18 protein-coding genes are annotated in these 24,945 nt (G+C 35.4%); 10 read left to right on the top strand and 8 right to left on the bottom strand.

Annotated elements, in window-relative coordinates; translation table 11 throughout:
• Positions 1–14: 14 nt before the first annotated feature.
• The 3 genes from FW781_RS00090 to FW781_RS00080 form a co-directional block, all read right to left on the bottom strand.
• Positions 15–2,507, bottom strand: coding sequence for an alpha/beta hydrolase family protein (locus FW781_RS00090; RefSeq protein WP_149385561.1), 2,493 nt, complete (start codon positions 2,505–2,507; stop codon positions 15–17).
• Entirely contained in the window at positions 2,494–3,813 is a 1,320-nt protein-coding gene (locus FW781_RS00085) for a RagB/SusD family nutrient uptake outer membrane protein (protein WP_228720096.1), read from the bottom strand. Before FW781_RS00085 ends, FW781_RS00090 begins: the two co-directional genes overlap by 14 nt.
• Positions 3,814–3,877: 64 nt before the next feature.
• Entirely contained in the window at positions 3,878–6,868 is a 2,991-nt protein-coding gene (locus FW781_RS00080; protein ID WP_149385559.1) for a SusC/RagA family TonB-linked outer membrane protein, read from the bottom strand.
• A 643-nt stretch (positions 6,869–7,511) separates the two neighbouring features.
• On the opposite strand from FW781_RS00080, the gene FW781_RS00075 reads away from it, so the two are divergent.
• The 9 genes from FW781_RS00075 (at position 7,512) to FW781_RS00035 (ending at position 19,102) form a co-directional block, all read left to right on the top strand.
• The gene (locus FW781_RS00075) at positions 7,512–7,820 is read left to right on the top strand and encodes a helix-turn-helix domain-containing protein (RefSeq protein WP_149385558.1); all 309 of its coding nucleotides are present in this window, start codon (positions 7,512–7,514) and stop codon (positions 7,818–7,820) included.
• Between the two features lie 116 nt (positions 7,821–7,936).
• Positions 7,937–10,885, top strand: coding sequence for an HsdM family class I SAM-dependent methyltransferase (locus tag FW781_RS00070; RefSeq protein WP_149385557.1), 2,949 nt, complete (start codon positions 7,937–7,939; stop codon positions 10,883–10,885).
• Positions 10,885–11,508 carry a hypothetical protein gene (locus tag FW781_RS00065; RefSeq protein ID WP_149385556.1) on the top strand — a complete coding sequence of 208 codons (624 nt, stop codon included), beginning with the start codon at positions 10,885–10,887 and terminating at the stop codon, positions 11,506–11,508. The genes FW781_RS00070 and FW781_RS00065 overlap by 1 nt, the downstream gene beginning before the upstream one ends.
• A 1,350-nt stretch (positions 11,509–12,858) precedes the next feature.
• Positions 12,859–13,701, top strand: a complete 843-nt coding sequence (locus FW781_RS00060) for a DUF4868 domain-containing protein (protein WP_149385555.1) — start codon at positions 12,859–12,861, stop codon at positions 13,699–13,701.
• 41 nt (positions 13,702–13,742) lie between these two features.
• Positions 13,743–14,945, top strand: coding sequence for a phospholipase D family protein (locus FW781_RS00055; RefSeq protein ID WP_149385554.1), 1,203 nt, complete (start codon positions 13,743–13,745; stop codon positions 14,943–14,945).
• A 42-nt stretch (positions 14,946–14,987) separates the two neighbouring features.
• Entirely contained in the window at positions 14,988–16,133 is a 1,146-nt protein-coding gene (locus tag FW781_RS00050) for a hypothetical protein (protein ID WP_149385553.1), read from the top strand.
• Positions 16,134–16,215: 82 nt separating this feature from the next.
• Entirely contained in the window at positions 16,216–17,301 is a 1,086-nt protein-coding gene (locus tag FW781_RS00045) for a phosphoribosyltransferase-like protein (RefSeq protein ID WP_149385552.1), read from the top strand.
• Between the two features lie 116 nt (positions 17,302–17,417).
• Complete coding sequence (locus FW781_RS00040) at positions 17,418–18,461, top strand: phosphoribosyltransferase-like protein (protein WP_149385551.1); 1,044 nt, start codon at positions 17,418–17,420, stop codon at positions 18,459–18,461.
• Between the two features lie 23 nt (positions 18,462–18,484).
• The gene (locus tag FW781_RS00035) at positions 18,485–19,102 is read left to right on the top strand and encodes an NADAR family protein (protein ID WP_149385550.1); all 618 of its coding nucleotides are present in this window, start codon (positions 18,485–18,487) and stop codon (positions 19,100–19,102) included.
• Between the two features lie 152 nt (positions 19,103–19,254).
• On the opposite strand, the gene FW781_RS00030 is transcribed toward FW781_RS00035, so the two are convergent.
• The 3 genes from FW781_RS00030 to FW781_RS00020 form a co-directional block, all read right to left on the bottom strand.
• Positions 19,255–21,339, bottom strand: coding sequence for a type IA DNA topoisomerase (locus FW781_RS00030; protein WP_149385549.1), 2,085 nt, complete (start codon positions 21,337–21,339; stop codon positions 19,255–19,257).
• Positions 21,340–21,359: 20 nt separating this feature from the next.
• A complete protein-coding gene (locus FW781_RS00025) occupies positions 21,360–22,811 on the bottom strand; it encodes a DUF3945 domain-containing protein (protein WP_149385548.1) in 1,452 nt (483 codons plus the stop codon).
• A gap of 98 nt (positions 22,812–22,909) precedes the next feature.
• Positions 22,910–23,191 (bottom strand): helix-turn-helix domain-containing protein, encoded by a 282-nt coding sequence (locus FW781_RS00020; protein ID WP_002980966.1) that lies wholly within the window; start codon positions 23,189–23,191, stop codon positions 22,910–22,912.
• A 152-nt stretch (positions 23,192–23,343) separates the two neighbouring features.
• Here FW781_RS00020 and FW781_RS00015 point away from each other — a divergent pair, with 152 nt between their 5' ends.
• Positions 23,344–23,610 carry a hypothetical protein gene (locus FW781_RS00015; RefSeq protein ID WP_149385547.1) on the top strand — a complete coding sequence of 89 codons (267 nt, stop codon included), beginning with the start codon at positions 23,344–23,346 and terminating at the stop codon, positions 23,608–23,610.
• 23 nt (positions 23,611–23,633) lie between these two features.
• Here the strand turns inward: FW781_RS00015 and FW781_RS00010 are convergent, their stop codons facing one another.
• The gene (locus tag FW781_RS00010; protein WP_149385546.1) at positions 23,634–24,239 is read right to left on the bottom strand and encodes an alpha-ketoglutarate-dependent dioxygenase AlkB family protein; all 606 of its coding nucleotides are present in this window, start codon (positions 24,237–24,239) and stop codon (positions 23,634–23,636) included.
• 124 nt (positions 24,240–24,363) lie between these two features.
• Positions 24,364–24,945 (bottom strand): S24 family peptidase (locus FW781_RS00005; RefSeq protein WP_149385545.1); only part of this gene is annotated, 582 nt, incomplete at its 5' end.

Raw genomic sequence — 24,945 nt, 5'->3', positions numbered from 1 at the left:
AAGAAGAGGATGCCTTACAGGGCATCCTTTTTCATTTCTTTATCAATCCAGGGAATATCTTTTTTATCTTTCAGAAAGTAATCCCACCATTCCAGGATTCTCAAATGCAGATCTATGCTCTCAGCACTGTTTTTTGCCAGGTCATGATCCTGATTTTTATAATACAGTACTACCGCCTTTTTTTGATTCCGCAGCAAACCCGTATACAATTCTTCGGTATGAGTATAAGGAACGTTTCCGTCTTTCAGTCCTGTCCAGAGAAGGATCGGCTTATTAACTTTCTCTACATTGGCAATAGGGCTGTTATCATAGTAAAGCATTTTATTCTTAGAAAACGGCACCTTCATATCAAACTGTCCGTTTTCAAAGCGCGGATAATTGGGAAGATTTCTTTCCTGACTGAAGGAAAAATAAAATTTAACAAGGTCGGTAACGGCTGCTCCGGATATATAGGCCGCAAAACGATGGGAACGGGTCGCTATAAAACTGGTTCCGAACCCGCCAAATGAATGCCCCATGAGTCCTACTCTATTGCTGTCAATATTGGCATATCCTTTTAGGGCATCCAGTCCTGAGTGCACACAATCCAACGCAGCAAACCCAGGTCCCCGGCTATCCAAAACCACATCGGGAAGAAAAACAAAATAGCCATTATCAATGAGTGACCGGATATTAATCCCTATCCCCGAAAAATAAGGATAGGGATATACCGATGCCCTTTTATTCTGAACTTCATAGATCGACAAAATCAAGGGATATCTCTTTCGGACATCAAAGTTAAGGGGATAATACAATACACCTTTGATTTGTACTCCCAAACTATTCTTGTATGAAAGTATTTCCTGCCTGGCCGTAGTGATCTCATGATCATGCCTATTGCTTTGATACACTTCTTTCTTATGACCGCTATGATATTGATAAATTGTCTGAGGGCTGTTAAAATTCTCTTCCAGACTGAAAACCGCCTGGCTCAGGAGATTTATTTTGAAATCACTTACCTTGTTTTTAGTGGCCGGAAGAAGCACCTTGATTTTATCATGAAACCATTGAACATATGATGTTTCATTGTTGTTTTGATCATACTGCTCAAGGATAATAGGCTTCTTGGCATTAATACTGCGGATTCTAAAGTCTGCGCCTAACGTTCCGTAGATCACATCTTCTTTAACATTGAGAATAGTAACTTTTTTATTCGCTGTTAAGGGCAGTTCTTCCAAATTTTTCGTCCGTACATTAAACCTGTATATTCCATTCTCGCTCTCAAAAAAAACATAATGATTGTCATCACTAAAAGTTGGCCTCCCAATATGAGGGTTTTCAATCGTCATTTTTCCGGATAATAAAGTATTATACAGAATCCATCGCTTTTCTTCTTCACTGAATCCTACTATATATTTACCCTGTCGGCTAACTACAAGGTTGGAGATCTGAGAGAGTATCTTTTTTGAAGTTTTACTATGGCGGTCATACAAATAAATGTCAAACCAAGAAACAGAACTGACGTAGGCATTCCTTTCCTTTCGGTCAAAGCTCAGAAAATATCGTTCATGATCCATAGCAGCCATAAACGCAAAACCAGTATCTACCTTTTGAGACTGCTCTGACTTTATATCATACACCCAGTACTCATGATACTGCTCTCCCATTCTATAAAGCCATAAATCGGGATCGGTACCATATTTTACTTCCGGCTGGGCGGTAGGAGCAGGTTTTGGCCGGCTATTAAAATCCAGAAAAAAAGCAAGTCCGTTTTTGATCTCACGCACCTCAATATAATCAGACTTAATAAAACCATTGCCAACTCTTGAAACTTTGAGTGATTTGGTATCGAGTAATACAAGCTGTAATCCATCAGAAGATTTCTCCTGCTCTGTAACTGCAAGATATTTCTGTGAGGGTGCGAGCATGATTTTTTTTATATTCTGTTCAGAGGTATAGACTTTATTAAATTCTTTGGATTGCAAAGACCAAACCGATGAGAGATTGTTTCGATTAACCATTACATATAATTTATCCTGTTTATTACTGACCAACTGTGTCACATCAGAAACTGAGGCAACAAGTTTGTTTTTGCTGTCAAATACTTCCAGAAAACGGTTTTTGTACCAAACAGCATAATATCCCAGAGCGGGCAGTATTTCTATTTTGCTGACTTCCTTAAAATCTTTCTTATCTCCGTTTCGAAGATTGATAAGTTGTGCCTTGCCACTACCCAGCCAGAAAAAATGATTATCCTTCAAAAAGTAGCTTTCAGAAACACCAGTCAAAACAGCTTTGACAGATTGCTGTTTGTCAGTAGTGGCAATAATGGTGGTATCTGCATTTTTCTTGTAAATCTTAGAAAAAGAAACCCATCGGTTATCATCTGATACTTTTAAATGAGCAATAGTATAGAATGCAGCATATCTCTGTTGTATAGAATCAATATTATATTGTCCCAACAATCCTTGGCTGCACATACAGATAATCATTATGCATAATAGCGCTTTGATTTTAATAGCCTTCATTTTGAGGTTTTAAATTGGGATTTAACAAAATATCCTGCTGGGGAATTGGCCATAGTTTATGAAAAAACTTCCAGTTAGGCTTTCCCTGTATAGATGTATCCAGCTTTCCGACTCTTTTCAAATCGAAGAAACGATGTCCCATTTCTGTAAAAAACTCTCGTCGGTTTTCCCGTGTGATCTCACTGAGTGCTTCTTCTTTTGATGAAGGCAAAGCTAATGGTGCCATTCCTGCCCTCTGTCTGGTTTTATTGAGGTAAAAAAGGGCTTCATCTATTTTATTTTGCTGTACCAAAGTCTCGGCTAAAAGAAGATAGACTTCTTCCAGCCGGGCAATAATTGAATACTCCGTTGTATTGGCTGTCCTGTTTTTATATTTCTCAGCTCTGTACCAGGTTGTTCCGTTAAATGTTACCGGTGCCATCCAGTATTGTTTTCTGAGATCTGCGGGATAAAATGCATTGACAAGGCCAGTACTGAGAGCCGTCATCGAAGGTGCTGAGTTGTTAAAATAATAGATTCCGGACTCTTTGGTGCCGTCACCGGAATTTTTAGGTTTCAGCTGCCAGAGAATATGCGTGCCGGATTTGATAAAGACCTTGGTAATATCATTCTGAAACTGGTACATAGGACTTTGAATAATGCCCTTTAACAGAAGCTCAGCCTCTACCCATCTTCCCTCTAGCAGATAGACTTTAGCCAATAGCAGTTCCGCCATTTTACGGTTAGGGAAAATCCTCTCCGTATTTCTGTAGCTGTCCTGAAGCAGGCTGATGGATTCTTTAAGATCTTCACTCAGCTGTTTAAGTACCTGTGCCTTATCAGTTTTTGAAATTGTCTGGTTAACCTGATAATCGGTCGTTGTCGGATAAGGAATATCTCCATATACCTGCTGAAGGTATAACAGCAGCATGGATCTGACCATTAATGCCTCTCCTTTGATTCGGTTGCGGTCTGCCTGGGAAATGGACTTTGACTTTTCAATGCCTTCCAGTATGGCATTGGCCACATAGATCTGCTTATATGAAGTTGACCAGTCTGTATAAATACTGGCATTGGAATCGTTCTGAAGGTTTTGGGATATCTCCGGTAGTCCATTGGTTGCCGTAGTGGAATAAAAATCCAGGTCATCGGTGTAAAGCCCTAACAGTCTGCCCGATTGATCTCCTGCAAACGGCGAGTTGTCGCGCAGTCCTGAATATAATCCAGCCAGAGCAGCATCTGCCGTCTGTACATCTACAAATACCTGATCTGAAGCAATCTGATTGGAAGGCAGTTCTACTTCGATCAGTTTTTCACAGGAACTCATATTGTTTAGTATTAAAAATCCTGTTATGATATAGAATTGTTTATAAAGTTTCATTGTACTGGTTTTAAAAGTTAATCTGCATGCCGAAAGAATACGTTTTTAGAGGCGGCAGAAATCCTAAAGATGAAAACTCCGGATCCAGCCCGAAATACTTGGTCCAGGTATAGAGATTCTGACCCTGAAAATAGATCTTGGCTTCTCTGATGAGCTTCCCCTGCAGAGGAATCCGATAGCTAAGCTGAATATTTTTCAACCGGATGAACGATCCATCGGACACCGTCGCATCACTCATCTGAAATAAACTATGCAGTGGTGATGCGGCAGCGTGATACGGCATATACAGTCCATTCGGATTATCCGGTGACCACACATTAAGGGCCTCTACCGGAAGATTCCGCATCAGTCCGGGGGAAGACATCTGGTAATTAAAATTGCGGCTTTGCTGTTTGACAAACTGAACAAGCATTGACAATGACCAGTTTTTATAGCTGAAATTATTGCTCCAGCCCCCGAAAAACTCTACGCCTATATTTTTAATAATCTGCCTATCATCAGGGGAACTGATCCTGCCGTCACCATTGTAATCCGTAAAGATATACTGACCGTTCTGAGGATTGATACCTTCCAGATGATACAATTTTATAATATTAACGGATTGCCCTATTGCGTAAGAGTTGGCATAGGTTGATCCTTCCAGTCCTGGGAAAGACAGAAGTTTATTCTTCGGAAAGCTTACATTGGCTGATGTTTCCCATTTAAAAGCTCCGTTAAACGGACGCCCTACGATCTCAAATTCCCAACCCGTATTTTGAATGGTGGCATCCAGATTGGCCAGCACTGAAGTAAACCCTGTTACTGATGGAAGCTGATAGCCTACCAGTTGATTCGATGAACGGTTGCGGTAATGGGATGCCGTAACATGAAATCTATCCTTAAAGAATCCCATTTCCAGTGCGGCTTCTAATTTTATGGTTTTCTCCCAGCTGAAATTAGGATTGAACAGTTTGGAAGGAACCAGTCCTGTTACATTATTATATCCTAAGGTAGAAGTGATAAACGTATCGTTATACTGGTAGTTCCCAATATTATCAGTTCCGGATGAGCCATAACTTCCTCTCAGCTTTCCAAAGGAGAGCCAGGACAGTTCTTTCATAAAGCTTTCGTTGGAGAACAGCCAGGCCGCTCCCACCGCACCGAAGTTCGCAAACTTACGGTTGGTTCCCAAACGGCTGCTTCCGTCTCTTCTGCCCGTAATATTAATGATATAGCGATGGTCAAACTGATAATTAAGTCTTCCGAAGACGGCTGTATACTTATATTCTGTTTTGATCTGGTCCGAAATCAGCTTGGTAGTAGCTGCGGAAATATTTTCAATAAATGCATTACTGGTAAAACCATATCCCTGTATGGCAGCCTGAGTATTCAGATCGCTCTGATAGGTACCTCCTGCCAGGACATCCACCTGATGACTACCTTTTTTAAAGCTCCAGTTCAATTGTGGTTCCAAAGTATAGGACAGCCTGCTTTTATTGCTTTGTAGCGCCCTGGAATTGGCAGGACCTATCCCTAATGACGGATTATAGATCGTACTGGGCTGTAAGGAAAGTTCATCAAAGGTCTGATAACTGATTCCTCCATTGAGTCTGATCTGTACATTTTTCAACAATTCGTAACCCGCCGTGAAATTATTCATGAACTGAATATTGTTGTTGGAATAGGTACTGTTATAGGCAGCCAAAGGATTATCAAAAGTATTGTTCTGCCAGTTGATATTTCCTCCTGAATCGTACAGAGCGGGAGCATTGGGAGCCAGAAACAAAGCGCTGCTGGTATTGTCAAGACTGATTACATTATGTTCCAGCTTTGAAAAGAGTGTTGACATGGTAAAGTTCAGACGGTTGTCTGCTGAGCGGTGTGACAGGTTACCCAGTAAGGTATTGGTTTTATACCGGAAATCTTTGGCAAAGACCGTAGTCTGCTCATTGTGTCCGTAACTTACCAGAAAAGAGGTCTTCTCCCCGCCTCCCGATAAAGACAGCTGGACATTGGAGCTAACCGATGTATTACCGAGAAGTGTTTTGAACCAATCCGTATAACGGCCTTGGTCCCATGTTCCGTTGATATCATACGCAGTGGCCGGATATACGGTAATTCCATCATTCGCATAAGCCTGTCTTCGCATTCCCAGATATTGCTCCGTATTCATCATGGTAAGATTGGAAAGGCTGTTGCTTAAAGCATAGGATGTATTGATAGAAAGTCCTAAAGTTCCTTTCCTAGCCCGTTTAGTCGTTACCAGTACAACTCCGTTAGCTCCTCTTGAACCATAAATAGCGGTGGCATCTGCATCTTTTAATACTTCAATGCTTTCGATATCATTGGGGCTGATATTGCTTAAAGGATTTAGGTTGGCATCTGACAAGATATTGGCACCATAAGTAGCAGTCATTCCGCTTCCCGCTGGTACACCATCCACTATATATAAGGGCTGGCTTCCATCAATTTCACTGTTGGCATAAGTTCTCAGACTGTTACGCCCTCGGATCTGGATGCTGTAGCCGCCTCCCGGAACTCCTGAATTCTGGGTGATACTGACTCCTGCCATTCTTCCCTGCACGGTTGATAAAACATTGGTGACAGGCTGGTTTTCTATATCTTTTGCTGAAACTTTGGCGATACTACCGGTTCTTTCTTTGTCTTTAACCTTGTAGTAGCCAGCGTTGAGAATAACTTCTTCGATTCCCTTTACTTTTTGTTCTAAGCTAATATTAACGACGGTCTGATTAGTGACTGTGAATTTCTTTTCTGTATAATCAGTGTGTCTGAACAATAGGATGGGATTTTCTTCTGAAACCTGTAAGGTATAGGTTCCGTTGTTGCCGGTCATGGTTACCTGGTCACTGCCCTCTTGGGAGATGATGACTCCCTGTAAAGGTTTGTCGAATGAGGTTACGGTACCGGAAATGGTGCCTGTTTGTGCTTTTGTACCAATGCTTACAGCGGTAAACATGAGCCCAAAGAAAATGCCTCCTATATGGTAATAGGAATTTTTCATAGATTTGTAAAGGTTTTTTAATTTTTAAAGATTAATTACTGAACTACGCTCTTTCCCGTTGGTCTCCAAACTGCATGGGAAGGGGCTTTTTTCTTTCTTCTGATTTTAAGTTGAGTAGTTTTTTGATTCATTTTTTAGATAAAGACTTTCCTGATGCCCTTTGGTATGAAAAAGGACTGGTGAGGTTCTGTAAGCAGTGACCGCAAGGCACCGGAAAGAATTTAATATGAATGAAATCTGTGTTCCCGTGTAAGCTTTTTAAAGCCGCAATAGGTTGTACCCTCCTATTGTATCGTGTCTGATACTATTTTTAGGAAGCGGGCTTAGATTTATTAGGTAGAGATAAAGCGAACTGCATTGAAAAAAAACGGCATGGGACTCTACATTATCCGTATTAGGGGTACTGGTATACCTTTGCACAAGATAAGAGAGCCCACGCCTAGGTCGTGAGCTTTCTGCTTATCGTCTTGTGCATTCTAAAATTACCAGTTTTCTAATACAAGATTCTAAGCAATAGCTTCTATTTTTTTTGAAGTATCGCAAAGTTACATTTTCTGTAACCTATTTTACAAATATAGTAAAAAAATAACAATAACACATATATGTGTTTATGAAAAATCTAAGAAAGCCCAAAATTTACTAAATGTATATATGGGAAGTAGACGAATTAAAATTTCAAATTGGAAAAATATTTCAATTTCATAGATTGAAGGGTAAACTTTCGCAATTACAACTTGGCAATGAGATTAATCTTTCAAGTAATCAAGTTGGTAGAATTGAAAGAGCAGAAACTAATCCAACAATAGAAAGTATCGTCAAATTTTGTAATTACTTCAAAATTGACATCTTGATTTTATTTACTAAGTTGACTGACATTGAATATGAAAAACTTCAAATTGAAATTATAGAGTTACAAAAAGAATTTAAAAATCATAATAGAAGAAAATCCTAATTCAAAAGAATTAGGATTTTATTTTACTTTTCAATTTATCAAACAGAACACGAGAATAGTGTTCGAATTATTGAGATATTTGATTAAATTTGTATCATATCGCTTTAGTACAACAGATGCCCATAGATAAAGACATTTCTATATTTGATAATCTTGACTTAACAGAATATAAAAATAATTTATATTCTGTAAGTATTTTATTCACTGACAACCTTTTAGAATATTACAGAAAACAAGCAGAAGTTGTCAATGCAGATTATTTCTATTGTTTTAGCGATACGGTAGAAAGCAAGCCAGTTCCATTTATATATATTTACGATCAGCGATATGCTACAGACAAAAAAACAATAGATTTAGTTGAAGTTAATAGGCAACTATGGACAATGGGCGAGATAGCTTTAGCTATAATAATTTATTCTGATGGATTCAAAATTATAGATACTAGAAATCCAATAGTTAATGAAAAACAGCCATATTACCTTGACGGCCTTACACATACGATAAAGTACATTGACAATAAACTTAAAAAAAGAATTTTTGAAGGATATATTTTAGAGGAATCTCCTGCGGATTATGTAAGTGTTTCACCCTATCAAAAACTTTTAAACCATATTGAAGTGCAGATTTTAAATAGGCACACAGCAATTGGCTGCGAGTTAACACTTTTAAAAAAAATTCTTGTCAAATTTATACTAATCAAATATTTAGAGGAGCAACTTGACGAATTTGGAAATAGTGTATTTGAAAAAAATTTCTTTGACACATATATTATTAGTTCTACGAAGAGCACTGTTGAGAAAAATAATTTTTGTGATGTTCTACGTGGTAATGACATAATAGGACTACTGAATTTTCTAAATGACAAATTTAAAGGCGGAATTTTTAATCTTTCTGAAAAGGAGTTAGATACTCTTAAAAAAGCTGATTTTAATATTATTGCCGATGCATTAGATGGCAATAAGGAATTAAACGGCCAAATGTCTATATGGAGATATTATGACTTTAATCTGCTACCGATTGAATTTATAAGCCGTCTATATGAAAGATTTGTTGTAGCAATAGATGACAAGCAAAAAAGTACTGGAGCATTTTATACCCCACCACATTTAGCTAGACTCCTTATTAATGAATTATTGCCATTTGATAAAGATTTAGACTTCAATACATTTAAGTTATTAGATCCGTCATGTGGTTCTGGAATTTTTTTGGTTTTAGCATACAAAAGGCTAATAACCTTGTGGATGATAAAAAATAAAAAATCATCTATTCGAGGTGAAAGAGACATAACTGCTATCAAATCCATTCTTTCAAATTGTATTTTTGGTGTAGACATTAATGAAGATGCGTTATCAATTACAGCTACCTCACTTCAAATCGAATTATCAAGTCATATTAGGCCTAAAGAGATTTGGGAAAATTTGACATTTGATAGTTTAGAGTCTTTAGGAAATTTAACAAATCAAGGTTTTGCAAAATGGTACAAAATAAATGATAATAAATTTGATATTATTGCAGGCAATCCACCTTTTAACATTTCAAAGTCAGAAATGCTTAAAAATGTTAAAAAAAATATAGATGATGATTTTGCAAAAGAAACTTTCATTGACTATAAAAATAAAAAACAACCTTTTCCTGATAGCAACCCTGCTATAATTTTCTTACATAAAAGCTTAGAAAAACTATTGAAACCAGAAGGAATAATTTACATGATTATGCCTGCGGCTACATTTCTACATACAACAAAATCTTTTGAATATAGAAAATCATTAATGACCAGATGGAACTTAGAAAGAGTGTACGACTTCACTCCTTTACGCGAACATCTATGGGGAAAAACAAAAGTTGCGACAGTAGCTGTTAAATTAAATAATTCTAGTCATAATAAGCAGAAAACTGTAGAACATATAATTATAAGAAATTCGTCAGCTAACGAAAAAGGTGCTATACGCTTTCAAGTTGACAAATACGACAAATTTCGAATCCCGTACAGTTTGATTTTTACAAAAAAAAATATTTGGAAATTAAATTTATTAGGAGGAGGAAGACTTCATTCATTTGTTGAAAAATTTAACAATTATTCATCTATAGAAGACTATTTAAAACATCACAATTTCACAGCAAATATAGGATATACCCGTGATAATGATGTAATCGACAATCCAGAACATCGCGCCGCTGGAAAAGTTGTAAATCTAGCAGGAAAGAAAAACCTAGATTCAACAGCATTTTCTAGTGACAGCATTGCAGAAGCAATAACAGTAGTAGACAAGGAAGATTGGGTAAGAATACCTAAAAATGGTTTTTACCCTCCCAACATTCTTATACGTCTAAATGTAAATGTAAATTTACCGATAGTACTTAACACATCTGATATAATGATTCCTAATGGAGTCTTGAATCTGAAATCAGAAAATTTGGATGTAATGAAAAATTTCGTTCAGATTTTTAAGGCTAACAGAGAATTATATATATTTTTAATAAAAATACTATCACCAAAAGCATATATACAACAAGGTGGTGCATACTCCATTAATAGACAAGATATTTTAAGATTACCTTTAATTTTTGATCAAAATAATAACTTAAAATCATTTAAAATTTTAGATGATTTCGACAAAATATTGATAGAAGATTCTGAATTAATAGCCGATTCATTGTATAAGTCTGATAGCATAATATATAGTAAAATTGATCAAGAAAAAGTTACTAGTTATGCAAAAATATTTTGTGAAATTTTAAATTTCACCTACCAACAAGAAGACTTTATGTTTAGAACAGTTAGGCAAATTATCAATGAGTCTTATATTTGGGTGACTTTTGAGCATTCAGACAAAAATAAGTCAATACAGAATAATCTAACTACAGCTACAGGTTTATTATTTAATCAAATATTACAAGACAATTCATCGGACAACGCTTTAATAATTAATAATGTTATTGTCTACTTTGGATTTAATAATCAGATTAGTTTTATAAAACCTAATAAGTTAAAATATTGGATGAGAAGTATTGCTTTTCGAGACGCTGAAAATGTTAAAAGTGAAATGTTTAAAAATGGTTATTAATGAAATTTGATTTTATTTCACCTAGTCATAAATATTTAAATGACGTATTATACATAATACGTCAAGGTATCACTGAAAAAAAAACACATTTAAAGAAAGGTTTACGTGAAGGACTTAACACTCAAACATTAGTTGATACTTTTAATATAATTGGAACTAGTAGACTTGATAATAAAAAATGGATTGGAGTTCAAAAAGAACATGAAAATATTAGTAGTACTGCCAGAGAAGATATATATTTTTATCTAAATGACGATAACTACACTAGGATATTTTACGCTGAAGCTAAGAGACTTCCGAAATATAAAACATTGAAAGATGAGGAGTACGTTATAAGTGATAACTTGGGTCCTAATAATAAAACTTCCGGGGGAATAGAGCGATATAAAGTTGCAATTCATGGTAGGGATGATATAAAAAAAAATGGTATGATTGCGTTTGTAGAAAATCAGTCAATTATTGAATGGCTAAAGCTTGTAAATGACAAAATTTCAAAATTCTACCCAGATGATTCACTGCTACTAAAATGTGATAACGAGCATGAATTTATATCGACGCATAAGTACGATGATGAAAGCAAAGGTATATTTGAAATGCATCATTTCTGGATACCATTATTTTAAATACTTAAGGGACATTATAATAGAAATTTGATTATATAAAATGATAGTGAATTACAAACTCTTATAGATATTACTACTTCAAATTCTCAATTTTTCCAACAATATCATATTCTTTTTTATTAGTTTAATCAATTTCAACGTTTTCAATAAATTCCTTAAAATCATTGCCAATTTTTTCATGGTTTTAAAAATCTAGGCTCTTCTCATATTTCTCAAGAATAATGATGTATGAAGAATGTAGATCATTAAGGTCAAGCTAAACTCATTTTGATTTCGAATGAATATAAAAACAAATGAATTCACAACAACAGCATGAATTCATTAATCTCTTGCTTCCAGCCTTCCATTTGATAATATCATCCTATCTTATCAGGAAGGACCCAGTCTCCAAATTATTTTTTTACTAGAAATATTATGTTTGATGGTTTTGGCATAGCAGTTTAAATGATAATAGACTAAATAGATCAGATATTTATGATGATCCTTTTCTAAAATATTAAATTCATTTTCTTCAATAGCGGAAAAACTCTAGAATTGTATCTTCATATTCTTCCAGTAAAATAGTAGTTTCATCAAGAATAGAATTATTAAAATCAGGTTTTTCCCGATTATATTTTAGCTCAAATATTATTAAAAAAAAGATACTTTTACGGATAACCGTATTTATCAAAGTGTTATTTAATATAGCTTTACTTTTCGTAATTTTTAGATATGATTCATTTGAAAATTGCACTAACAACATTTTATAGAATTAAATTTTATATTTGTAATTAAAACTGATAACCAACAACTTAATGTTTTCAAATTTTATAAAAATTTTATTTGTTATTTCTGCTTATTCTCCAGTCCTTCTAATTGTTGGAGTGGTTGAAATACTTAACCTTAATAAAGAAGGATATTCAATTACGTTCGTGGATTCTTGGAAAGAAGTTTTCAATCGTATCAACTTTATTTTCTGCTTTTTGATTGCATTTCCATTCAGTATCCTAATTATAAAATGGGCAGAAAATAATCTGACTAAAAATAAGATTGATATCAAGGCAATCAAAAGTGCTGATTTTAATTTGCCTACTTTCATATTAAGTTATTTTTTACCCTGTATTGAGCTGGTCAAGAAGGACTCAACATATTTAACAGTATGGTGCATCATATTGGCGGTCATTGTTTTAATTAATTTAAAAACTTATTTCTACAATCCGTGTCTGAAAATTTTTGGATACCGATATTATGAGATTTCGACCAAGAAGGATGTGACCTATACCATGATATCTAAAAATAAATTGATCAATGCTAATCAAATAAGTACTTATTCTCAATTGACGGATTACGTGATTATTAAAAACTAAAATTATGGCTAGAAACGCTACACCTTGCAATTTTTTTGCAATTCTTAAAGATGATTCCGTAAGAAAGATTGACTTATTACAATCTATTACCGAAAATATTAAAAACGTTTTTATCAACAATGCAAGTTCAATAATGACTTCTGATACGGAGGAGATTCTATTTGACGGAAACTTTAAGATCGATGGGGACGAAGTGTTATATGTAGAAATGGATTTGCCCGAAAATGTCATTGAAGCGAATTCTAATGCAATCGGTTTGGAAGTTTTGGATATTACCAAAGATGATATTAAAACTCTTTTTTGGATTGAAGATGACATTTATTATTTTCAAAATTTTGATAAAAGAAAATTACTTCAGAACAAAAATGTTATTTTTTACAGTGGAACAACTTATCACAAATTAAAGGAAGATGCGCTCATTGTAGAAAATATGGTTAATGCCATCTACCAGGACGGTAAATTTTATTTTAAATCGTACGCTAACGCTAACAAAATTATTTCCTTAAGCGATTTCTTCGAAGAGGCATCCAATGAAACAATTGAAGAGTTCGCTGGCAATACGATCTTTGAATTAGATTTAGATTGGCTTAAAGAAAATAGTGATACCATGATCAGAAAGCAAATCACATTGATTCAAAAAAGTCAGATCATAGTCTCTGCTTCTCCTAGAAAAATTAAGGCCTCAGCCAAAAAATTCAATCTTGATATTGAAATGGAAAACGGTAAACTAAAATTACCTAATGATAAAAAAGCTTGTAAGAATATCTTAAGCTTTTTAAATGAACAGTATTACTTTGGTCTTATTTCCGGTAAAAAATTTATTACCAATTCTAAAAGAGATGTGTAATTAAGAGCTAATATACTTGTTCAAAAACATAATATTTTTCAATGAAATTATTGATTAAACAGTCAGACCTTACAAAAGAATTTAAAAGGTTGATAAAACAATATAGCAATTTCCATTGGGCAACGGCATGGGCAAGTGCAGGAAATGAAGTTTTTGGAGAGTTGATTGAAAATAGATACAAAATTCATAACATAACGGTTGGAATACATTTTTATCAAACTCATCCTGATTTTATCAAAGAGTTTATTGATGATGAAAATGTTCGTTTCATAGAGCAGCCTAAAGGAACTTTTCATCCAAAAGTTTATTTGTTTACCAATGATGAAAATTATTGGGAACTCATCATAGGTAGCGCCAATTTTACAGCAAGTGCATTTACGAAAAATACTGAAGTTTGCATTCTTATGAATGCCAAAGACATTAATTCCAAAGAAGTGTACGAGTCTACACTAGAAATTATCAGATCATCTTTCGAATTGGGAAAGACTTTTACTGAATCAGACTGGGAGAACTATAGAAAGATATGGGATATTCAGCAGCCAAAGATTCAGAGTTTATCTGGCCAGTACGGAAGTACAAAAGGTATGTCCATCCCTTCACATAAAATTGAACTGCAAATAAAATCTTGGGACGAATTTATGGATGATGTCTTCGGTGAAGGTAAAAGCATTATTGAAAGAAGAATCAGAGTAATTGAAATCGCTAAAGAACTATTTCAAAAGGTACGACACTTTAAAGAACTTGACAAAAGTGAAAGAAAATTTATCGCCGGTCTACCCACTGATCTGGAGCGTACAATTCCAGGAGCTAAAGATTGGGCTTTTTTTGGCAGCATGAGAGGTGCCGGTAAGTTTAGCAAATTGATAAATGACAATAATGAACTAATATCATTTGCCTTAGATGAAATTCCTCTTAATGGACCAGTTACAAAAACAAACTATGATTGTTTTCTAGATCATTTTAAAATGGTCTTGCCAGGAAATTATCTAGCGACGAGTACAAGGTTGCTTGCCATGAAAAGACCGGATGTTTTTATTTGTTACGACAACAAGAACAAAGACGCGCTCTGCAGAGATTTTGGGATCATCAGAAATGATATGGACCACGAGAGATACTGGAATGAGATCATTCTGCGAATTATGGATAGTGAATGGTACCAGAAACCAGATCCCAAAGATGAAATGGAAAGGAAGATCAGTATGGCGCGTTCCGCTTTTCTTGACAGTTTGTGTTATAACGCTTAAAACTTTGTTCTCAAACTATTTGTTAATAGAAAATTTGAAGAAATGAATGATAAAGAAAGAGAAGTCAATTCGGTTTTTAATATCGCGGTCTATTTAAAGCTGATGGCTTCATTTATACCAGATGCGGATTTTGAGCAGGTGAGCAAGATGGTCGGAAATATTCATGATTTTTTTAAATTTTCCGATAGGGAGGAAATACTGGAAAAACTTCCTTACATAAAGTCAAATTTGGAACAAATGGCAGCTCCTCTCTTAAAAAGATTTCCAGTCAGGAAAAGTTTGGATGAAATTGTTGCTGATTGGGATCAGTTTTTCAAAGATGATTCTGAAATTTATTCCTATGGACTGGAATACGGATGGCTGGAGGATAGAATAAATATTCAGGGGTTTATACCATATAATCATATTCCGTATCACTTTAGAATTGGATTGTATGTACACAGAGGAAATTTGGGAATTGAAGAAGAATTTCTGATTAAAGATTCATTTAATTGTCTTGTCAAAGCCCAAAAAGCTTACGATCAGCTAAAGGAATACGGAGATTTCAAACAAAAGGTTATTCAGCAGGAAGGAACAAAGGATTTTGACCATGAAACCGTCCGAAAAATAACCGATTTGAAATATGAAGTGTCTGCTAATTCCAGATTAGCTGTGATTTCATTTTATGCATTTGTTGAATGCTTCGTCAACAGCCTCGGTTTCAGTCATGCCAAAAGAAATGCTGAAACATTATCTGAATCTGACTCTGAAATACTTTATGGCAAGAAGAATGGTAGATTTTTACAGTTAAAATCGAAGATTGAACGATTTCATCAATTGATAAGAAATGATAGAAAAACCGTCATCATTACATCTGATGAGAGTCAGATCCAGGAGCCTTTTGTTTCTTTTTTCAATATTTATGAGAATATCAGGAACTCGGCTGTTCATTTCTCTCCAACGAAGGAGCAGATTTGGCTAAAGCCTGCCGATTGGATTGAAAAGGCAGAACAATTTTCAAGACTGGCCCTCGAAGTGGCTCTTGTAATTTGGAAGTCCTGTTATCCGGAACTGCCATATCCAGACTATATTGGAAGATTGGATTATGATACCTTTATGGATAAAGCAATCAGTTATATTCAGAGTCTTGAACAAGTCGCTGAAGAATTGAAAACTATCGATTATAGTAATCTCATTTCTAAACATTAGTTTTCCGTAAAAATACTGAATACACTATGTATGAACATTTATATATTTGAATTTATCAAATAATAAAATAATTTATTGACAGATGGAAGAAAAAATTGATAAGATCATTTCGATAATCGGTGGATATAGAAATGAAGATATTGGAAGAGGTTACCGCACGAAAATTGATGCTGATCATTTCAACAAATGGTTGGAACAATTCGAAGAATCAGACAGAGAATTTTTGGTTGATGAATTGTTACATTTGATCCCAAAATCTTACCTTACCAAAGATTACACCTTGGAAATGATTTCCACAGAATTTGATATCATCAGTAAGCATCTTGGATATGATGATATCGGTCAATTTTTTGATGAAACGGAATTTTTAGATTGTCAACCTTCAGGTAAAAGTCAAAAAGTTTTTTTGGGTTTTATCGATGAACTTTTGAAAGAGAAATATGGAAGATCGCTTGAAGACTGCGGTACCAAGAATATCAAACAATGGTACTATGCCGATGATGTCCTTGCTTCAGGTGGAACGTTCAAAAGTGATATTCTTGAAAAGATAGCTGACTACGGAAACGAAGAGTTTATAGAAAGTAATATCAAAATAATTGGCTCATTCGTTATTTTACACAATTGGGCATCTAAAAATGTGAGTTACTCTATAGGTAAAAAGCTGGGAGCAGACCTTCAGAATAGATTTAAATTTTACCGTGTTTCGGAAATAGAAAATAATCCAAAGATCAACTACTATAATCCCAACCCCAAGTTTAACCACATCTATCCTCTTCGCTCAGAAGTTGGTGAGCAAGTACTTCAATTCGTAGAGGATAATCTCAATAACGATTACGACTATTACAATGAAGATTTTGCTTTTAGAGATGCAAACTATCCCAAAAAAGAAGATTTCTTTTCATCTGCTGAAAATAGAATGCGATACGAGCAAATATTGCTCGGAAAAGGGTTTGAAATTATGAAATCGATCGATCACATTTCCGCTTATGGTCTTCGTCCACTCGGAATGACAAATCCTACCAATAAGACCCTTGGAACGGGAACGCATTTTTTTACTTGGCGGAATGTCTCTAATACCTGCCCACTAGTATTTTGGTGGGGTTCAAATGATTGGTATCCATTATTTCCAGCAATAAGAAATAACAGTGCCGCCTCTGACTTTGACTAGGGAATGTTGCATAATAGTTTCAATTAACACATTGGCTAGATTAGAAATTTTAAAGAATCAAAAGAATTTTAGTTATTACTTTTTTATTTATTTTTGGACAAAAGAAATTTCAGTATATGCAAGAGGTCGCAGATCGAATTTATGAAGTTGTAAAAGATTATCGAAATCACGATGATATTAATATCACTCCGAAAAAAATTTTGGAATGGGCGGAGCAATTTGAGGATAACAGTGCCCTAATACTGACGGAACTTGACAATTTTATTTCTGAAGTATATATCTCTCGGGATAAGGCTAAAAAATATGTTAAAGGTCATATTGGAAAATACATCAAATTATTTGGCTATTCCAATGTGACACAGTTTTTAATGGACACTGAGTTTTTGGATCTTCAACAGTCCCATAAGAGCCAGCCAGCTATCTTGGAGTTGCTTGATGAAATACTTGATGAAAACTTTTCTGTGTCCTACAGAGATTACCTGACTTTCCCTAAGAAACACTACATCTACTTCGATGACATTTTAGCTTCAGGAAGTACAATTGGACGACATATTTTAGAATTTTTAGGGCAAAAGGATGCCCATGATAAAACGTTCGCTGAGAAAGTTTCGTTAAACGAGATAACCTTATCTATAAGTGTTTTTTGCCTGCACCAATGGGGCTTTTCTTTTCAGAATTTTAGAATTATTAAAACGTTTGGAGATAAAGTGAGTAAAAAAGTTAACTGGTACTCTAATTATGATATTGAAAATCACGCAAAATTTGCTGACCAAAAACTCAACATTGCTAAACCTATTAAAGGCAATAATATTAAGATCAACAGCTATCTGGAGAATCTTAAGGCTACTAAGTACGAGGATTATGCATACAGAAGCAAAACGGATCCGGCAGACGAAACTTTTTTTACAAATCCGAGTAATAGAATCAAATATGAAAATATTATTACTGAAACAGGAATCGATATTATCAATAGGATAGACGGAGTAATCAAGCCAAATCTGAGGCCACTGGGACTTATTAATCCAGCTTATAAAATTTTTGGTCTGGGAACTCATTTTTTCACCTGGAGGAATATTCCCAATAACTGTCCATTAGTATATTGGTGGGAAGTTCCAGGTCACAAATGGAAACCACTTTTTCCTGTAACCAATAGAGGATAAAAAAAAATACTTAATTTAGCAATATGAATACAAGCATTAGAGAATATAATACAAAAGAAATTGTAACTTTTGCTAAAACTGAGAATAAGTTTGGAGGACTTTCCAATATGGCCCCAGGTTATTCTTTGTTTATTAATGAAGTCAATATTCAAAGTTCCGAAATTATTTATCAGGCTTGTAGATTTCCATTATTTCCCTTAATACAAAAGGAAATCATTGAAACCAAAAATCCCATGGACGCAAAAGCTGTAAGTAGAAAATACCAGCAATACAGTCGACAGGATTGGGATCAAGTAAAGTTCAAAGTGATGAAGTGGTGTCTTGAAGTTAAACTCATTCAAAACTTTGATGCATTTTCTAAGTTGTTATTGAGTACGGGAGACAAGACTATTGTAGAGTTTTCAAAAAAAGATACCGTTTGGGGAGCTTCACCAGTAGCACCTAATGTTTTAAAAGGTAAAAATGCTTTAGGTAGACTTCTTATGCAATTAAGAGAACAAGTTAAATTAAATATTATCACAAAAGATAGCATTATTCTTGAGCCCGAAATCAAAGCATTCTTACTTTACGACAATCCAATTAAAGAGATTCATAATGAAGGTTATTTTATTGATGACCTAGATGACATTTATGCGTATTAATTACTTTCTTAATTTACCATTCTATTCAATTAGAAGTTTAATTTGAAACGTTCAAAAATCTTAAATATTACAACTTTGGATATAAAAAATAATCAATTTTATTACAACAAAAGTAAAAGACTGTATCAATTGGCTACAGTCTTTCTTTTATATTAATGTTTTGAAAATTCAAATGTTGTAGTGAAATTATCTTTCAACAATAAGTAAGTATCAAACTTTTTACCGTTTTTGCTTTTCATGTTTTTGATGAGTGATGTTTTATTTTGAGTTAATAGTAAAGTAAGATCTTTTATGCTAAGTTGTATTCCGCATATGGTTCTAAAGAGGATCCAGTTGCATTGCTCATCTGGGCATTTGACAATTTTATCCTTGATAATAACATTATGTTGTTGGCATTTGGGGCATTTGAGTTGGGGAATATTTTCTTGAGGAATATGGAGTGATAAAAGTTCGCTGGTGATTTCTGCTGTGTAGTGTTGGATGTCGTTGATGAATTGAGTTTTATTGAGTTCACCTCTTTCAATTCTATCCAGTGCTATTTCCCATTCTGCGGTCATTTGGACATTGGCTATTTTTTTGTCTTTGACCAGGTTGTAAACCTGTAAGCCTTTATCAGTGGGATGCAGGGTTTTGCTTTTTCTGACGATATAGTTTCTGCTGAGCAGCGTTTCGATAATAGAAGCTCTGGTGGCTGGGGTTCCGATACCGATATTGGATAGCGCTTTCTGTTCATCTTTGTTCTCCATAGATCTGCCAGCATTTTCCATCGCTGATAAGAGGTCAGCTTCTGTATAAAGCTTGGGAGGTTGCGTTACTTTTTCCAATAATTCTATTTTTGATATTTTCAGTTCATCCCCTATTTTGAATTCTGGAAGTTCAGTAAGGACTTCATTTTTATTATTAGAATTTTCATTGTCAGAAAGAATCCCTTTGATGGCTCGCCAGCCTTGATTAAGTATTTTTGATCCCTTGATCTGGAATTCATAATGATGTACTTTTATCTGGATTTGGGTGACTTGTTTTATACAGGTATGGGATAGGGATTCCAATAAGCGGTAAGCAATCATCTGGTAAATGGCTTTTTCCGTAGCGCTAAGTGCAGAAGGTGTTTTGGTTGTTATGAGTAATCCGTGATGGTCGGTAACTTTTAGATCATTAACGATCCGCTTGTTGAAGTTTCCGAATTTTAAATGGGTTATGGCTGTTTTGAAGGGTTCGGTCTGATTCAGTATTCTGACCAGCTCAGGAATATCACTCCATACATCTTCAGGAATATACTTGCTGCCGGTTCTGGGGTAAGTGATGAACTGTTTCTCATAGAGGCTTTGGGCTGTTTGTAAAACCTCATCAGCAGAAAGCCCCAGTTTTCTGTTGGCTTCTTTCTGTAATTCAGTGAGGTCGAAAAGTAAGGGAGATTGCTCCTGTACTGTTTTAACAGATACATCTTCTACAATAGCTCTTCCCTCTCGCTCTATAATCTTTTGGATTTGTTCTGCCTGCTTTTTTTCTTCCCATTGTAATAGCGAAAGACTGGTGAAGTCTGTATATTCTTTTCTGTGGCTCAGCTGAATCTGAAAGTATTTTTGCTTGGTGAAGTTTTGATGCTGAAGAAACCGTTGACAGATTAAAGCCAGGGTTGGCGTCTGCACTCTGCCTAATGAATAAACATCTTGGTTCCCTGCGATGGTTAATGCCTGAGTAGCATTGATTCCTACCAGCCAGTCCGCTTCACTTCTGGCTTTAGCAGCTTGATACAAACCGTCAAAGGCATCGCCTGGCTGAAGGCTTTTAAAACCGTCCTGTATTGCTTTTTCTGTCAGGGAACTGATCCAGAGTCTTTCAAAAGGTTTGTTGCATTGTAGGTAATGATAGATATAACGGAAGATCAGCTCTCCTTCCCTTCCTGCATCTGTGGCGACAATAATACTGCTGCATTGATTGATGACTTGTTGTATGGTGTTGAGCTGTTTTAAAGCGAGAGGATCAGGCTCATAGCCTTTTGTTTTCTTTAGCTTTTTGGGAGTCAGAATAAAGGGCTTGGGAAAGATAGGCAAAGAGGCTTTGTTAAAGCCTCTTATACCATAATCTTCCGGCATTCCTAGCGCGATCAAATGTCCCAATGCCCAGGTGACACAGTATCCGTTACCGCACAGATAGCCGTCTTTTTTTTCATGGACTCCTAATAATTGTGCAATTTCTCTTGCGACACTCGGTTTTTCTGCGATGATTGCTTTCATATGATGGATTTAGATGATTACTATAGTTTTCGTCCTCTTGGTTTTCTAATCTTTTTTTGCTGGTGTTCCTGCTGTTGACTGGCAGGCTGCTGCTGTTTGGATTCTAAAGGCTCCTTCACATTTTTAGTAGCTTCATTGGTTTTACCCTGCGTATTAACCGCAGTTTGGGTTTTATGATCTTCTGTAGGCTTTGCCTCTTCTTTGAGCTTATTAGGATGATTGAAGGAGAAATCGGTTTTGGAAGTCTCTTTATTGAAGGTAATATAACCTTGATAGGCTTTACCTTTAGCATCAGTAAGACCATCAACATACACGGTTTGCCCGACTTTGAATTTTTCATACTGTGAATCGTCCAGTTCTTTTCCTCTGAATATTTTGGGTGCTTCTTTATCCGTATGCTGAGTTTGCTGTTGGTTATGATGATATTGACTTTGTTGTTGATTCTGATTATTATTGAACAGAAATTCCACATACCGCTTATCCGCATTGAACTGTACGGTAGCATTGAACAATTCTCCTTTTTTAGAAGTCATCCCTTCAAGATACAATGGTCCTCCTTCCAATAAGGTTTGTTTCTGATGTTCATCAAGCCTAATTCCTTTGATTTCATCAGGGATTTTCATGTACTCCGCCCTGTAAGCAACCAATTCATTGGTTAAACGGTCACGGCTGATCACTGATGGAATGATTTCATCAGTTTTAGGATTGACAAGATCTACTACCCGACCCATATTCCCGGTTTCTTTCAGATTCTTTTTGTCTTCATCCGTGAACTGGTGACCTAAGAATGTATTATTGAGGTTGGGTTCCTTTCGGATACCATGCAGGTGAACGGCAACCTGTCCTGTATCCCCTGTCTGAAGGGATAATCGGACATCCATCTTACTGACCGCCGTTCCCAGATTAATAGTGATGGGAATTAGTGTATTGGTTTTAAAACCTCTGAGTAATGCATCCATCGCATTCATTTTTTCAAGCTTCTCCTGATTAAGTCCGAATTTTTCCATCGTTTTCCAGTCGATTTGTTCCGGCTGAAAACGGTACTCCTGATTGTCTGTGTTGTTGTCCATTGTATTTTTATTTTTTGGATTGTTGTTATGTTGAGGTAAAACTTCGTAGTCTTTCAGCTTTTCTTTTTCTTCAGGTGATGCCTGATCGACATATTTCTGAAGATCCTTGGCGGTATTGATGGCATTGTATTCCGATACTTTGAAAAAGTTGAAATGCGTGGGATTTTTAAGCTGTCGGTAGAAATTAGAAAAGAAGTTGGAGAAAATATCGCCATGTTTATCTACCCTGATCAGCTGTTCATTATCCTTTTTTTCTTTTGGAGGAACCTTTTGAAGATTCCCATCTTGATCAATTCCTTTGACCATCTCAACCTGATTGGTATGAATGTTCAGGACAAGGAGTGTATCTGTTGCCGGTTTAAGTTCATTGGGTTCCTGATGGTTTATCAATTCATTTTCCATTGTATTTCATTTAATGGAACCAAGGTATAAGCTCAATTATGATGCTCTAAAAGATTGGAATGGTGATGAATGATTTGGCTGTGGATGTCTTGTTACTATCAAGAATTTAAACATTCTCTGATCAATTGATGGACATCAGAAAGCTTATAGTACAGCTTTCCGCTGATGGTATAGTAAGGCAGCTTTTTATCAGTCCTATACCGCTGTAATGATCGGGAACTTATTTTTAAAAGCTGCAAAACATCCTGGTTATCCAGAAGCTGTTCCCCGTCTACTTCTATAAATCTGGACTGGTTCTTAAGCATTTGCTCTTTCAGTAGGTCAAATCTTTCCATGATTCTCTCCATCCAGGCTATAAATTCTGTTCTTTCGATATTCATAACTGTGATTTTTATGATTATTGGTGATGTAAAATTGGACAACAGAAATCATATAAAATCACTACTTTTTCGTAGTAATGAAAAGAATTTTGCTTTAAGTGATAAATATTTACTTAGAAAATATCGATATTTACAATAAAATATGAAAGACTATGGGCTTAACTGAAAAGCTTTTTGGAAATGGTGCTGAAAGATTTTCAGACTGTGTTGAAATTAAAATAGCAGAACTTAATGAAAAACATAAAGATTTTCTTTATGAAGAAAAAATCGATCTTTCAACAGCGTATATGATTACGTTCGGACAGTCTGGAAGCGGTAGCCTCGGATTTGGCAGGACACAAGATATCTCCCCTGAGATTGATTCGGAAATTGATAGGATTTTACATGAATGCGCCGAAAAGCATTTGCAAAAATTATAGCATGCCCTCAAGCAGGTCTATTCTTAAGACTTTATTAATCGAAAAGTCAGATTAATTCGTTCTTTCATTGGTATAGTTGATTTCGCAATCCTGTGTTCCCAATGCTCCTGTAAATCGCCTTTCATAATAAGTAAGGAACCGTGAGGAAGCGGAAGACTGTATTTGCTTGAATGATGATCTTTCTTCCTGAAATCAAAGTTTCTGGTTTGTCCAAGACTGATGGATGCAATGACAGGACGTTTGCCATATCTGCTTTCTTTATCTCGGTGCCAGGCGACGGAGTCATTATGGTCTCGGTATAAGTTTAATAAAACACCATTGAATTGACAGCCAAATTCCTTTTCGATTCTTTGTTTTAATGTAAACAATTCAGGAGTCCATGGATTCGTTGGCTTTTTATCTTCTTCTGAATCGTTATATTTTGAATCTCCATACCAAGCGGTCAACCGTGGAGTTAGCACCATCTTATCGTACATCTTCTGTGTACGCTGTTCCCAGGGAGCAGTATCCAATAATTTATTTTTTAGCAAATCTGCTTCTTCCCTGTTCAGGAAATTCTCTTTGTATTCCAAAAGGTCTTTTGGAAACTCATACAACTCTTCTGCATCAAATAAACTCAGCTGGGTCATTTAACTTTAAATTAAAATATTTATCTTAGAAACATCCCGTTACTTCGGGATGTTTTTTCATCATTTGTGTTTTTTACTTCCCTTCGGAGAAGTTTTTTAATTATGCCATGTACTCAAAATAGTTTCAATTCCTATCTCCCATTTTTTCTTTGATCTGTTTGATATCGGTTTTAATTTCTGTGATAAAATTTTGAATATGATGTTCTGAAAATTCATCAGGCTCATATTCTTTGGTATTAATACTACAGGCAAATTCCCAGATTTCTTTAATTTCAGGCAATGGAATTTTATAAGGCTCATAAAATTGATTGTCAGCCTTAACCCATATACCATCAGCTTCATGAAACTGAAATCTTTTATAACTGATACCATCATTGGTGGTAATGAAAACATACGTTCTGTCCGTTTTCAAATCCGAAAGATTTTCTACATATTTTCCTACAATATAGGTTCCGTTCTTATAAGGAGGCATTGAATCTCCATCGGCTGGAAATGCCCTGAACTTACCACCTTTTAAAAAAGGTAATGATATGGTCTCCAGACTTTCTATGTATTCCGGATCTCCATAGCCATTCAGGTAGCCCATAGAAGCTTTTTGGGGAATAATCTCAATTTGATTGTTTCCATCCTGATCAACCCTTATAGGCAGAACAATCCTGTTCTCAGGAAGCTCCATTATTTCATCGATTGAAAATTTTCTGACATC

This window comes from Chryseobacterium panacisoli, from assembly GCF_008274625.1.
GTDB classification, from domain to species: Bacteria; Bacteroidota; Bacteroidia; order Flavobacteriales; family Weeksellaceae; genus Chryseobacterium; species Chryseobacterium panacisoli.
This window is presented reverse-complemented; position numbering and strand designations above follow the sequence as displayed.

Bases quoted from the DNA above. Each gene is read 5' to 3' on its own strand.
- FW781_RS00045 (WP_149385552.1), top strand. From the start codon at position 16,216: ATGGAAGAAAAAATTGATAAGATCATTTCGATAATCGGTGGATATAGA.
- FW781_RS00010 (WP_149385546.1), bottom strand. From the start codon at position 24,239: ATGACCCAGCTGAGTTTATTTGATGCAGAAGAGTTGTATGAGTTTCCA.
- FW781_RS00060 (WP_149385555.1), top strand. From the start codon at position 12,859: ATGGCTAGAAACGCTACACCTTGCAATTTTTTTGCAATTCTTAAAGAT.
- FW781_RS00055 (WP_149385554.1), top strand. From the start codon at position 13,743: ATGAAATTATTGATTAAACAGTCAGACCTTACAAAAGAATTTAAAAGG.
- FW781_RS00065 (WP_149385556.1), top strand. From the start codon at position 10,885: ATGAAATTTGATTTTATTTCACCTAGTCATAAATATTTAAATGACGTA.
- FW781_RS00030 (WP_149385549.1), bottom strand. From the start codon at position 21,339: ATGAAAGCAATCATCGCAGAAAAACCGAGTGTCGCAAGAGAAATTGCA.
- FW781_RS00075 (WP_149385558.1), top strand. From the start codon at position 7,512: ATGTATATATGGGAAGTAGACGAATTAAAATTTCAAATTGGAAAAATA.
- FW781_RS00025 (WP_149385548.1), bottom strand. From the start codon at position 22,811: ATGGAAAATGAATTGATAAACCATCAGGAACCCAATGAACTTAAACCG.
- FW781_RS00050 (WP_149385553.1), top strand. From the start codon at position 14,988: ATGAATGATAAAGAAAGAGAAGTCAATTCGGTTTTTAATATCGCGGTC.
- FW781_RS00035 (WP_149385550.1), top strand. From the start codon at position 18,485: ATGAATACAAGCATTAGAGAATATAATACAAAAGAAATTGTAACTTTT.
- FW781_RS00085 (WP_228720096.1), bottom strand. From the start codon at position 3,813: ATGAGTTCCTGTGAAAAACTGATCGAAGTAGAACTGCCTTCCAATCAG.
- FW781_RS00020 (WP_002980966.1), bottom strand. From the start codon at position 23,191: ATGAATATCGAAAGAACAGAATTTATAGCCTGGATGGAGAGAATCATG.
- FW781_RS00040 (WP_149385551.1), top strand. From the start codon at position 17,418: ATGCAAGAGGTCGCAGATCGAATTTATGAAGTTGTAAAAGATTATCGA.
- FW781_RS00070 (WP_149385557.1), top strand. From the start codon at position 7,937: ATGCCCATAGATAAAGACATTTCTATATTTGATAATCTTGACTTAACA.
- FW781_RS00080 (WP_149385559.1), bottom strand. From the start codon at position 6,868: ATGAAAAATTCCTATTACCATATAGGAGGCATTTTCTTTGGGCTCATG.
- FW781_RS00090 (WP_149385561.1), bottom strand. From the start codon at position 2,507: ATGAAGGCTATTAAAATCAAAGCGCTATTATGCATAATGATTATCTGT.
- FW781_RS00015 (WP_149385547.1), top strand. From the start codon at position 23,344: ATGGGCTTAACTGAAAAGCTTTTTGGAAATGGTGCTGAAAGATTTTCA.